Origin of the sequence: Microbaculum marinum (genome assembly GCF_037855135.1) — a bacterium.
Taxonomy (GTDB): Bacteria; Pseudomonadota; Alphaproteobacteria; order Rhizobiales; family Tepidamorphaceae; genus Microbaculum; species Microbaculum marinum.
The window spans coordinates 160,375-172,188 of the sequence record NZ_JAZHOF010000004.1; the positions used below are offsets into that span (position 1 = coordinate 160,375).

Annotated in this window: 11 protein-coding genes; 10 read left to right on the forward strand and 1 reads right to left on the reverse strand. The window is 70.3% G+C overall.

Features of this window, described 5'->3' with window-relative positions:
• Positions 1-253 precede the first annotated feature (253 nt).
• From V3328_RS10785 to phnL, 3 genes are all read left to right on the forward strand, one after another.
• The gene (locus V3328_RS10785) at positions 254-1,147 is read left to right on the forward strand and encodes an alpha-D-ribose 1-methylphosphonate 5-phosphate C-P-lyase PhnJ (protein WP_340329661.1); all 894 of its coding nucleotides are present in this window, start codon (positions 254-256) and stop codon (positions 1,145-1,147) included.
• A complete protein-coding gene (phnK, locus tag V3328_RS10790; protein WP_340329662.1) occupies positions 1,147-1,929 on the forward strand; it encodes a phosphonate C-P lyase system protein PhnK in 783 nt (260 codons plus the stop codon). Before V3328_RS10785 ends, phnK begins: the two co-directional genes overlap by 1 nt.
• 340 nt (positions 1,930-2,269) lie before the next feature.
• On the forward strand, positions 2,270-2,962 hold the full coding sequence (gene phnL / locus V3328_RS10795) for a phosphonate C-P lyase system protein PhnL (protein WP_340329663.1): 693 nt from the start codon (positions 2,270-2,272) through the stop codon (positions 2,960-2,962).
• A gap of 752 nt (positions 2,963-3,714) precedes the next feature.
• Here the strand turns inward: phnL and V3328_RS10800 are convergent.
• Positions 3,715-5,064: an NAD(P)/FAD-dependent oxidoreductase gene (locus V3328_RS10800; protein WP_340329664.1), complete on the reverse strand. Its 1,350-nt coding sequence runs from the start codon at positions 5,062-5,064 to the stop codon at positions 3,715-3,717.
• Positions 5,065-5,313: 249 nt separating this feature from the next.
• Between V3328_RS10800 and phnC the strand changes: the two genes are divergently transcribed.
• From phnC to gloA, 7 genes are all read left to right on the forward strand, one after another.
• On the forward strand, positions 5,314-6,159 hold the full coding sequence (phnC, locus tag V3328_RS10805; RefSeq protein ID WP_340329665.1) for a phosphonate ABC transporter ATP-binding protein: 846 nt from the start codon (positions 5,314-5,316) through the stop codon (positions 6,157-6,159).
• Between the two features lie 60 nt (positions 6,160-6,219).
• Entirely contained in the window at positions 6,220-7,218 is a 999-nt protein-coding gene (gene phnD, locus V3328_RS10810) for a phosphonate ABC transporter substrate-binding protein (protein WP_340329666.1), read from the forward strand.
• Positions 7,219-7,304: 86 nt separating this feature from the next.
• A complete protein-coding gene (gene phnE, locus V3328_RS10815) occupies positions 7,305-8,132 on the forward strand; it encodes a phosphonate ABC transporter, permease protein PhnE (RefSeq protein WP_340329667.1) in 828 nt (275 codons plus the stop codon).
• A gap of 8 nt (positions 8,133-8,140) precedes the next feature.
• Positions 8,141-9,283, forward strand: coding sequence for an alpha-D-ribose 1-methylphosphonate 5-triphosphate diphosphatase (locus V3328_RS10820; protein WP_340329668.1), 1,143 nt, complete (start codon positions 8,141-8,143; stop codon positions 9,281-9,283).
• Positions 9,280-9,879, forward strand: coding sequence for a phosphonate degradation HD-domain oxygenase (locus V3328_RS10825; protein ID WP_340329669.1), 600 nt, complete (start codon positions 9,280-9,282; stop codon positions 9,877-9,879). Before V3328_RS10820 ends, V3328_RS10825 begins: the two co-directional genes overlap by 4 nt.
• A 5-nt stretch (positions 9,880-9,884) precedes the next feature.
• Entirely contained in the window at positions 9,885-10,472 is a 588-nt protein-coding gene (gene phnN, locus V3328_RS10830) for a phosphonate metabolism protein/1,5-bisphosphokinase (PRPP-forming) PhnN (RefSeq protein ID WP_340329670.1), read from the forward strand.
• Positions 10,473-10,595: 123 nt separating this feature from the next.
• Positions 10,596-11,018, forward strand: a complete 423-nt coding sequence (gene gloA / locus V3328_RS10835) for a lactoylglutathione lyase (RefSeq protein ID WP_340329671.1) — start codon at positions 10,596-10,598, stop codon at positions 11,016-11,018.
• Positions 11,019-11,814 lie beyond the last annotated feature (796 nt).

Sequence of the window (11,814 nt, forward strand, 5' to 3'; positions counted from 1 at the left end):
CGAAAAGCTCCCCTCCCCCTCGTGGGGAGGGGTCGGGGGTGGGGCGCGGAGCGAGCGCGAGCGAGCGCAGCGTCCGGCGGAAGCGGTTCGCCCCGTGGCGCCGGACACCCGACCGACCCATCGAGGGCCGGTCGGCTGCCCCCCCACCCCGACCCTCCCCTCCACGACATCGGATGTTTCCGATGTCGCCCATCTCGACAAGGAAGTCGGAAACTCCCGACTTCCTGCGGGGGGAGGGAGATCGGACGACGCAATGCCTCCGGAAAACGCAACGGCTCAGGGTGATACCGGTGCCGGCTCGCCCGACATCCCCTACAACTTCGCCTATCTCGACGAGCAGACGAAGCGAATGATCCGCCGGGCGATCCTCAAGGGCATCGCCATTCCCGGCTACCAGGTCCCCTTCGCCAGCCGCGAGATGCCGATGCCCTACGGCTGGGGCACCGGCGGCGTCCAGGTGACCGCCGCGATCCTCGGCCCCGGCGACGTCCTCAAGGTGATCGACCAGGGCTCCGACGACACCACCAACGCGGTCGCCATCCGCGGCTTCTTCGCCCGCACCGCCGGCGTCGCGACCACCACGAGGACAACCGAGGCGACCGTCATCCAGACCCGCCACCGCATTCCCGAGAAACCGCTCGCCGCCGACCAGGTGCTGGTCTTCCAGGTGCCGATCCCCGAGCCGCTGCGCTTCCTGGAGCCGCGCGAGACCGAGACCCGCAAGATGCACGCGCTCGAGGAATACGGGATCATGCACGTCAAGCTCTACGAGGACATCGCCCGCCACGGCCACATCGCTACGACCTACGCCTACCCGGTGCTGGTCGACGGCCGCTACGTCATGGACCCCTCGCCGATCCCCAAGTTCGACAATCCGAAGATGCACCGCGCCGAGGCGCTGATGCTGTTCGGCGCCGGCCGCGAGCAGCGCATCTACGCGATCCCGCCGCACACCGACGTCGAGAGCCTCGACTTCGAGGACCATCCCTTCGAGGTGCAGCGCTTCGAGGAGCCCTGCGCCCTGTGCGGCTCCAGCGGCGTCTATCTCGACGAGATCCTCACCGACGACCGCGGCGGCCGCATGTTCGTCTGCTCGGATTCCGACCACTGCGAGGAAACCCGGTCGCGCAGCGGGGAAGCGGCATGATGACGGATACGTCTCCCTGGCTGCTGCGCGCGAGCGGCCTGTCGCGCTACTACGGCAACCGCATCGGCTGCCAGGACGTCGGCTTCGAGCTGTGGCCGGGCGAGGTGCTGGCGATCGTCGGCGAATCCGGGTCCGGCAAGACGACGCTGCTCAACTGCCTGTCCGGCCGGCTGACCCCGACGGCGGGCGTCGTCGAGTACCGGATGCGCGACGGCACCGCCCGCGGCGTGTTCTCGCTGAGCGAGGCCGAGCGCCGCTTCCTCGCCCGCACCGACTGGGGCTTCGTCCACCAGGACGCCCGCGACGGCCTGCGCATGAGCGTCTCGGCCGGCGGCAATGTCGGCGAGCGGCTGATGGCGATCGGCGGCCGCAACTACGGCGCCATCCGCGCGACCGCGCTCGACTGGCTCGGCCGCGTCGAGATCGCCGAAGACCGCATCGACGACCGGCCGGACGCCTTCTCCGGCGGCATGCGCCAGCGCCTGCAGATCGCCCGCAACCTCGTCACCGGGCCGCGCCTGGTCTTCATGGACGAACCGACCAGCGGCCTCGACGTCTCGGTGCAGGCCCGCCTGCTCGACCTCTTGCGCGGCCTCGTCGCCGACCTCGGCCTCGCCGCCATCATCGTCACCCACGACCTGGCGGTCGCCCGGATGATCTCGCACCGGCTGATGGTGATGCGCGCCGGCAAGGTCGTCGAGAGCGGCCTCACGGACCAGGTCCTCGACGATCCGCAGAGCCCCTACGCCCAGCTCCTCGTCGCCTCCGTCCTGCAGCCGTAGCGCTCCATCCGATGTCCGCTCGAGAAAACCACGCATATCCCGCCCCGGGCACTGGTGGCGACCCGGACTTGATCCGGCCTCACCGACCAGGTCCTCGACGACCCGCAGAGCGCCGACGCCCAGCTCCTGGTCGCCTCCGTCCTGCAGCCGTAGCGGTCCATCCGATGCCCGCTCGAGAAAACCGCGCAAATCCCGCCCCTGGCACTGGTTACGTCCCGGACTTGATCCGGGATCCGGTCCGGCAAGGGCGACGGGCATCTTCCCCGGCACGTCTCGTCGCAGCCGCCGCCCGGGCCCGCGGCACGCCCGCACGAAGAACTCAACGCGGAAAGCCATCGTCATGACCATGCGCCTCTGCCTGTCCGGCGTCGGCAAGACCTTCACCATGCATCTGCGCGGCGGCGTCGAGCTGCCGGTGCTGCGCAATGTCGAGTTCGCCGTCTCGGCCGGGGAATGCGTGGTGCTGACCGGCCCCTCGGGCGCCGGCAAGAGCACCATCCTCAGGATGATCTACGGCAACTACCTCGCCGACGCCGGCCAGATCCTGGTGGTCGACGGCGACACCATCGTCGACATCGCCTCCGCCCCGCCGCGCCGGATCCGGGACATCCGCCGGCGGATGATCAGCTATGTCAGCCAGTTCCTGCGCGCCGTGCCGCGGGTGCCGGCGATCGACGTCGTCGCCGAACCGCTGCGCGAGCGCGGACGGCCCGCCGACGAGGCCCGCGACCGCGCCGCCGCCCTTCTCCAGCGCCTCAACCTGCCGGAGCGCCTGTGGTCGCTGCCGCCGGCGACCTTCTCGGGCGGCGAGCAGCAGCGGGTCAACATCGCCCGCGGCCTCGTCTCCGACCACCCGATCCTGATCCTCGACGAGCCGACCGCCTCGCTCGACGCCGCCAATCGCGACATCGTCGCCGAGCTCATCGAGGAGCGCCGCGACTCCGGCGCCGCCCTGCTCGGCATCTTCCACGACGCCACCATGCGCCGCCGCGTCGCCACCCGCGCCGTCGACGTCGGCGCCTTCGCCGCCTGAGGGTAGGAAGCCGACCGAGGCTCCTTTCTTTCGACCTGGACGCAGACCCACCCCCTCCCACGTCATCCCGGCCAAGCGCAGCGCGGAGCCGGGATCGCAAGAGGCCGCAGCGCTGCGGTTCTGGGCGATCCCGGATAGCCGCAAGACGGCTTCCGGGATGACGTAGAGGTGTGCGGTAACGACTACGCCCCGCCCTTCCTCCTTCACGTCGAAGCATTGCAATGGGGCACCGCCGCCCTCCTCACCCCCCACGTCATCCCGGCCAAGCACAGCGCAGAGCCGGGATCGCAAGAGGCCGCAGCGCTGCGGTCCAGGGCGATCCCGGATAGCCGCAGCCGCGGCTTCCGGGATGACGTAGAGGTGTGCGGCTTCGATTGCGCAGCACCCCCTCGCCCCCTAGACGTCACCGTTTCGCAATGGGCACCCCGCCCCTCACCCCTTCACGTTGCGGCCTCGACGCACCACCGCCCCCTCACCCCCCACGTCATCCCGGCCAAGCGCAGCGCCGAGCCGGGATCGCACCGGACCGCAGCCCCCGCGGCTTCTGGCGATCCCGGGTAGCCGCATCGCGGCGTCCGGGATGACGTAAGTGTTGACGGCACCGATTGTGCCCCGCGACCTCACCCCTCCCACGTCATCCCGGCCAAGCGCAGCGCAGAGCCGGGATCGCACCAAGCCGCAGCCCCTGCCGCTTCCGGCGACCCCAAGCGCTCCGCCTCAGCCGCCCCCTCCCCCACCAGCCGGCCGCGCCCCTACAGCACCTCGTCCTGCAGCCGGTAGGCCATGTAGGCGCCGCGCAGGTAGAGCGGCCTGAGGCCGGGCAGCGGGAACCGCGGCAGCGGCTGGCCGGCGACCGCCGGGACGATCTCGCCATCCGCCCCCTCACCGACCGTGAGCCGTGCGGCGGCCCGGCCGGACCACGTTGCCATCGAGACGCCGTTGCCGTGATAGGCGAGCGCGTGGACGACGCTGGGGTCGTCGGGCAGGCGCCCGACATGCAGCACCAGGTCGGCGGCGAGGCAGACGAAGCCGCGCCAGAAATGGCTGATCTCGACATCCGCCCAGGCCGGGAACAGCCGCGCCAGCCGCCTGCGCATGTTCGCTTTCATCCGCGCGACGCTCTGCGGCGAGGCGGAGACGCCGCCGCGCGCGCCGAGCATGAAGCGGCCGTCGGGCAGCAGCCGGAAATAGTGCAGCAGCCGGCGGCTGTCATACGCCATGGTCGGCGTCGTCCAGCCCTGCGCCTCGCGCTCGGCGACCGTCAGCGGCCGCGTCGTGACGATGTTGGAGAGCACCGGCAGCACCCGCCCGGTCAGGCCCGGATGCAGGTCCTCGGCGGTGTAGCCGTTGGTGGCGACGATCACCTTGCGTGCCCTCAGCGTGCCGCCCGGCGTCGACAGCCGGTGCCAGCCATCTACCTTCTGCCAGGCCTCGACCGGACTGTTGGCGTGGATCGCGACGCCCCGCGCCACGGTCGCGCCGGCGAGCCCGCGCGCGTATTTCAGCGGATGCAGGCCGAAGCCGTGCGGCATGTGCAGCGCCCCCTGCGCACCGGCCATGGCGAGGCCGGCCTGCCGCAGTTCCTCCTGCGGGTAGAGCCGGCTGTCGAGGCCGTAGACGTCGCGCATGAACGCCTGCTCCTCGTGCAGGTCAGCGACGCGGCCCTTGTCGTGCGCCACCAGGATGTCGCCTTGGCCGCTTGCGTCCAGGTCGAAGCCCTCGCCCTGAGACAGTTCGCGGACCAGGTCGATGGCCTCCAGCTGGGTCATCGCGAACCGGCGCGCCTCGGCCTCTCCGTAGCGGCGGATCAGGGTCGCGAACGACACCTTGGTGCCGCCCAGGCAGCAGAACCCGCCGTTGCGTCCGGATGCCCCCCAGCCCGGTGCGACGCGCTCCAGGATGCGCACGTCGGTTCCGTGGTCTCGGGCCAGGTGCAGCGCGGCCGACATGCCGGTGTAGCCGGACCCGATGACGGCGACCTCGCAGGTCTCGTCGCCGCCGAGTGCCGGCGTGTCGATCTCCAGCGGCGGCGCCGAGGCCGCCCAGTAGCTGTCGACGGGGATCGCCGGGTCGAACGCGGAGGAGTGATAGATGTGCTTCACGCGAGGGCTCCTTCGGCACGAACGGCAGGTTCCGGGGCGCCGATTCTGATGCGCGCGCCAAACCGGTCGCGTCAAGCCGTTTCTGGCGGAACAGCCGGGTCCGAAACCCCAGCGAAATCCCGGGCATACCGGGCCTGTGGATTGTCATCGAACCGACACGCGACCGCAAAACAGCCGTCACGGGCCGTCGCTAAGCCTCCTGTCGTTGATGATTTACCGGTTCAGCGCGCAACCAGTAAGGGGATCGCCGTGGCGGCAGTCGTGGTCGAAGGGCTTTCCAAGACGTTTCGGGGCGGCAAGCGCGCCCTCAACGACGTCTCCATGTCCATAGACGGCGGCGAGATGGTCGCGCTGATCGGCGCGTCCGGCTCCGGCAAGTCGACCCTGATCCGTCATGTCGCCGGTCTGGTCCAGGGCGACCGCGACGCCTGCTGCAAGGTGACGGTCAACGGTCGTCCGGTGCAGTGCAACGGCCTGCTGACCGCCGAGGCGCGCGACATCCGGCGCGAGGTCGGCGTCATCTTCCAGCAGTTCAACCTGGTCACCCGGCTGTCCGTGCTCACCAATGTGCTGACCGGCGTGCTCGGCCGAATTCCCGCCCTTCGCGGCACCTTCGGCATCTTCACCCGCGAGGAGCGGATCGCCGCGATGCGGGCGCTGGCACGGGTCGGCATCGCCGAGGCCGCGGGCCAGCGCGCCTCGACGCTCTCCGGCGGCCAGCAGCAGCGCGCCGCGATCGCCCGCGCCATGGTCCAGGGCGCCCGCGTCATTCTCGCCGACGAACCGATAGCCTCACTCGACCCGGCCTCCGCCAAGCGCGTCATGGAGACGCTGTCGGAAATCAATCTGAACGACGGCATCACCGTCATCGTGTCGCTGCACCAGGTCGAGTACGCCCGGCGCTACTGCCGGCGCACCATCGCGCTGCGCGACGGCGAGATCGCCTTTGACGGGCCGAGCGAGGCCCTGACGCACGACTTCCTGCGCGAGCTCTACGGCGACGCGTCCGAAGAGCTCGTGCTTCCCGACGTCCCTGCGAAGGCCGACGGACCGCGCGCCGCCCTGCGGCCGGCTGCGGCGTTCGCGGGCGCGTGACCGTCCCCGGACGGTCCAACTCGAATTCGACCCAAACCGCCAGTTGGCACGGAGGACTACATGAATCTTGTCGCTAAAGGCCTTGCCGCCGCGGCGATTTCCGCCACGCTCGTCGGCGCCGTCCAGGCCCAGACGACCGAAATCAACTTCGGCATCATCTCGACCGAGTCGAGCCAGAACCTGAAGACGATCTGGACGCCCTTCCTCGAGGCGATGGAGAAGGACACCGGCCTGAAGGTCAACGCCTTCTTCGCCACCGACTATGCCGGCGTCATCGAAGGCATGCGGTTCGGCAAGGTCGACGTCGCCTGGTTCGGCAACAAGTCGGGCATGGAAGCCGTCGACCGCGCCAACGGTGAGGTGTTCGCCCAGACCGTCGATTCGGAAGGCAACCCCGGCTACTGGTCGCTGCTGCTCGCCAATGTCGACAGCGACATGGAGAAGCTCGATGACGCGCTGAAGTGCGACGGCACGCTGGACTTCGGCATCGGCGACCCGAACTCCACCTCGGGCTTCCTGGTCCCCACCACCTTCATCTTCGCCAAGAACGGCATCGACCCGAAGACCTGCTTCAAGACGGTCCGCAATGCCAATCACGAGACCAACCTGATGGCGGTCGCCAACAAGCAGGTCGATCTGGCCACCAACAACACCGAGAACCTGCGCCGCCTGCAGACCACCAACCCGGAAGCGGCCAAGAAGGTCAAGATCATCTGGCAGTCGCCGCTGATCCCGTCCGATCCGATCCTGTGGCGCAAGGACCTCGACCAGGCCGCCAAGGACAAGATCTACACCTTCTTCTTCTCCTACGGCCGCCTCGGCACGCCCGAGGAAGTCGAGTCCGCCCGCGACGTGCTGGCCGCCCTGCAGTGGGCGCCCTTCAAGCCGTCCTCGGACGCCCAGCTCTATCCGATCCGGATCATGGAGATCACCAAGCAGGAGTTCCAGGTCCAGTCGGACGACAAGATGTCGGCCGACGAGAAGACCGCGAAGCTCGAGGAGCTGAAGGCGGAGAAGGCCAGGTACGAAGGCCTGATGGCCAAGGTCCCGCAGTCGTAGGCGTCAGCGACCGGAAAGACCGGCGGCGCCGCGGCCCTGCGCCCGGCGCCGCCGTCCCGTTCCAACACATCCTTTCGAGACGCCCCATGACGAGCGAAACGAGCGCCGCCGCTGGCCCCGCCCAGCCGCGCCCCGTCGAACTGCCCCGCGCCTCGACCACCGACGTCCTCTACCGGCTGTTCGTCTGGGGCGGGCTGGCGCTGGTGCTGGCCTGGAGCTGGGGACCGGCGGAAATGTTCCGGCTGGTCAACCTGTTCACCGACGCCGGCAACATGGCCGACTACGCCGGCGGCTTCCTGTCGCCGAACTTCCGCGACTGGGAGTACTACGTCGAGGAAATGGTGCTCACCGTCCAGATCGCGATCTGGGGCACGGTGCTGGCGATCGTCTTCGGCATCCCGTTCGCCCTGCTGTCGTCCAGCAACATCGCCCCCGTATGGGTGGTGCAGCCGGTCCGCCGGCTGATGGACGCCTGCCGCGCCATCAACGAGCTGGTCTTCGCCGTCCTGTTCGTCGTCGCCGTGGGCCTCGGCCCCTTCGCCGGCGTGATGGCGCTGTTCATCCACAACATGGGCATCGTCTCCAAGCTGTTCTCCGAGGCCGTCGAGGCGATCGACCCGCGCCCTGTCGAGGGCATCCGGGCGACCGGCGCGACGCGCCTGCAGGAGATCGTCTACGGCGTCGTCCCGCAGGTCCTGCCGCTGTGGATCTCGTTCTCGCTCTACCGCTTCGAGACCAACGTCCGCTCCGCCACCGTGCTCGGCATCGTCGGCGCCGGCGGCATCGGCCAGATCCTGTTCGAATCCATCCGCGGCTTCTACTACGGCGAGACCGCCGCGATCATCATCATCGTCGTGGTCACCGTGTCGCTGATCGACATCCTGTCACAACGCCTTCGCAAGATGGCCATATGACGCCGGCCATGCCTGACACGATCCTCACCAACGCGCGCATCGTCCTTGCCGGCGAAATCGTCCCCGGCACGCTCGTCATGTCGGAGGGCGTGATCCGCGCGGTCGATGCGGGCGCCACCGCCGTGGCCGCGGCCGAGGACCTCGGCGGCGACTTCCTGATCCCGGGCCTCGTCGAACTGCACACCGACCACCTGGAGGGCCATGTCGCGCCGCGCCCCGGCGTCAGCTGGAACCCGATCGCCGCCGTCCAGGCGCACGACGCCCAGATCGCCGCCTCCGGCATCACCACGGTCCTCGACGCGCTCCGGGTCGGCACCGACGCCGACACCTCGCGGCTCGGCCGCCACATGCGCACGCTCGCCGACGCCATCGTCACCGCCGGCGCGAACGGACGGCTGCGCGCCGACCACTTCCTGCACCTGCGCTGCGAGATCGCCGCAAAGGACGTCGTCGAGGAAGCCGAGGCCTTCCTCGGCAACCCGAGCCTTAAGCTCGTCTCGGTGATGGACCACACGCCGGGCCAGCGCCAGTTCGTCAGCCTCGACAAGTACAGGGAGTACTACCAGGGCAAGGTCGGCATGAGCGACGCCGAGATGGAGGCCTTCATCGCCGAGCGCCACGCCCTGCACGCCGCCAACGCAGAGCCGAACCGCAGGGCGCTGTTCGAGCTCTGCCGCCGCTCCGGGATCGTCGTGGCCAGCCACGACGACGCCACCGAGGAGCATGTCGCCGAGGCCGTCGCCGAGGGCGTCGTGCTGTCGGAGTTTCCGACCACGATCGCCGCGGCGAAGGCGGCGAAGGACGGGGGACTCGCGGTGCTGATGGGCGCGCCCAACGTCGTGCGCGGCGGCTCCCACTCCGGCAACGTGTCGGCGATCGAGCTGGCCGCCGACGGCCTGCTCGACGTGCTGTCGTCGGACTACGTGCCCTTCAGCCTGCTGCACGCCGCCTTCGTCCTGCCCGGCCACGTCGGGGCGATCGGCCTTCCCGACGCGATCCGGCTCGTCACCTCGAACCCCGCCCGCGCCGTCGGCCTCGACGACCGCGGCGAGATCGCCGAGGGGCTCAGGGCCGATCTGGTGCAGGTGCGGTTCGCCGACGACGTGCCGGTGGTCCGCGCGGTCTGGTCGAACGGCAGGAGGGTGGCGTGAGCGATGTGATCGAGGATATCGTGCGGCCCGGCGTCGGCGGCCCCAACCCGGTCATCGACGGGATCTTCTCCCGGCTGGCAAGCCGGGGCCACGAGATGTACGGCGGCGAGGCGGTGACCCAGCTCCAGCACGCACTGCAATGCGCGACGATGGCCCGCCGCGCCGGCTCCACCGCGAGCCTTGTCACCGCGGCGCTGCTGCACGACTACGGCCATGTCGTCGCCGACGACGAGGGCGCCGCCGAGCGCGGCGTCGACATGCTGCACGAGGAGGTCGCCGCGGCGCACCTCTCCGCCTGGTTCGGCCCGGCCGTCACCGAGCCGATCCGCATGCACGTCGCCGCCAAGCGCTACCTGTGCGCCACAAATGCCGCCTATTTCGCCACGCTGTCGCCGGCCTCCGTCTCCTCGCTGAACGTCCAGGGCGGGCCGTTCACCGACGCCGAGGCGGCCGGTTTCATCGCCCTGCCCTTCGCCCGCGACGCCGTGCGCCTGCGGGTCTGGGACGATCTTGCCAAGGACACCGGGGCCAGGACGCCGGCGCTCGAGGACTTCCGCATCGACGCCGAGGCGGCGCTCGTCGAGAGCCCCGCCTGAGCGCGATGGCCGGGCCTGGAACCCTGGTCCTCGTCGTCGGCCCCTCCGGCGCCGGTAAGGACACCGCGATGCGGCTCGCCCGCGAGATCATCGGCGAAGCCGGCAGCGTCCGCTTCGTCCGTCGCATCGTCACCCGTCCCGCCGACGCAGGCGCCGAGGACCATGACAGCCTCGACGAGGCGGCCTTCGACGGCCTCGTCGCGTCCGGCGGCGCCGCCCTGCACTGGCGCGCCCACGGCCTGGGCTATGCGCTGCCCGCCGCGATCGATGACTGGATCGCCGACGGCGCGACCGTCGTCGCCAACGTCTCGCGCCGCATCATCGACGCGGCGGCGCGCCGCTACGCCCATGTCGCCGTCGTCCACGTCACCGCGCCGCCGGACATCCTGAAGGAACGCCTCGTCGCCCGCGGCCGCGAGGCCGGCGCCGACATCGACGAGCGCCTGGCGCCCGTCCCCGTCACCGTCCCGGGCGGCGTCGCGCTGCACGAGATCGTCAACAACGGCCCGCCCGCCGACGCCGGCCGCAGGCTCGCGGAGATCATCGCCGGCGCCGGAGAGCAGACGCCATCTCCCGCTGCCGCCGCGACGTGACGGCCTTTCGGGAAACCGGCACGTCGAAGCACCTTCTCTTCTGCAGCGGATGCGCGCGGGTCCGCGACGCGATATACCGGCACGCGACCGCCGCGCATGCCGGCACGTTCCAAGGAAGCACCCATGAGCACCGAAACACAGTCCCCCCGGCTCGCCCCCACCCGGATCCTGCACACGATGCTGCGGGTGAAGGACCTCGACCGGTCCGTCGACTTCTACACCCGCCTGCTCGGCATGTCGGAACTGCGCCGCATGGAGTTTCCCGGCGGCAAGTTCACCCTCGTCTTCCTCGGCTACGGCGACGAGGATTCCGAGGCCGTGCTCGAGCTCACCTGGAACTGGGAGCACGACGAGCCCTACGAGCTCGGCACCGGCTACGGCCACATCGCGCTTGCCGCGCCGGACATCTACGAAACCTGCGCGGAGCTCGAGGCCAGGGGCTGCGACATCCCCCGTCCCCCCGGCCCGATGAAGCACGGCTCCCGCGTCATCGCCTTCATCAAGGATCCCGACGGCTACATGATCGAGCTCGTCCAGCGCGACTAGCCGCCGTATTTCGGCGCGCCGGCGCCCGTCTCGACTGATCGGCGTCAGGTGAGGTACCGCCCGGCTGGGCCCCGGGTCAAGCCCGGGGCGCACGCTGCGGTATGGGCACATGCATTGCCCCACCCCGCAGCCTACATCCCGGCCCCCGCGCCGGGACCCAGCGCAAGAACCCGGCGCAGCCGCCGCATTGGGCGCACCAGCGCCCCACTCTGACGGATCGGCCGTGGATGCGGCGCCGGCCGGCTGGGCCCCGGGTCAAGCCCGGGGCATATTCTGAAAACTGGCAAAAGCCGTGCCCCAAACCCGGCATACATCCCGGCCCCCGCGCCGGGACCCAGCGCAACGACCCGGCGCAGCCGCCACATTGGGCGCGCCAGCGTCCCTCCCGACGGATTGGCAGCCGCCCGGCCGGGCCCCCGGCTGCGGTACAGGCAGATGCCATACAATCCACCACAGCCGTCATGCCCGGCCTTGTGCCGGGCATCCACGGACAGCGGTCGCCGCGGAGAAGACGTGGATGGCCGGGACGAGCCCGGCCATGACGGGCGGAGGACATGAGGGCCCAGCAAACCCCGATCCGCCGACCGGCTCCAACAGGCGTCCCCGCCGCTGCCGGGCACGGGGTCAAGCCCGGGGCGCAGGCTGCGGTATGGCACATGCAATGCCCCAAACTCGGCATACGTCCCGGCCCCCGCGCCGGGATCCAGCGCAAGAACCAGGCGCAGCCGCCGCATTGGGCGCAGCAGCGCCCCACTCCGACTGATCGGCAGCAGGCGCGGCACCGCCCGGCTGGGCC

Excerpts from the sequence above, each read along its gene's own strand:
- V3328_RS10820 (WP_340329668.1), top strand. The coding sequence starts at position 8,141 with ATGCCTGACACGATCCTCACCAACGCGCGCATCGTCCTTGCCGGCGAA.
- V3328_RS10785 (WP_340329661.1), top strand. The coding sequence starts at position 254 with ATGCCTCCGGAAAACGCAACGGCTCAGGGTGATACCGGTGCCGGCTCG.
- phnE (WP_340329667.1), top strand. The coding sequence starts at position 7,305 with ATGACGAGCGAAACGAGCGCCGCCGCTGGCCCCGCCCAGCCGCGCCCC.
- phnK (WP_340329662.1), top strand. The coding sequence starts at position 1,147 with ATGACGGATACGTCTCCCTGGCTGCTGCGCGCGAGCGGCCTGTCGCGC.
- phnL (WP_340329663.1), top strand. The coding sequence starts at position 2,270 with ATGACCATGCGCCTCTGCCTGTCCGGCGTCGGCAAGACCTTCACCATG.
- gloA (WP_340329671.1), top strand. The coding sequence starts at position 10,596 with ATGAGCACCGAAACACAGTCCCCCCGGCTCGCCCCCACCCGGATCCTG.
- phnN (WP_340329670.1), top strand. The coding sequence starts at position 9,885 with ATGGCCGGGCCTGGAACCCTGGTCCTCGTCGTCGGCCCCTCCGGCGCC.
- phnD (WP_340329666.1), top strand. The coding sequence starts at position 6,220 with ATGAATCTTGTCGCTAAAGGCCTTGCCGCCGCGGCGATTTCCGCCACG.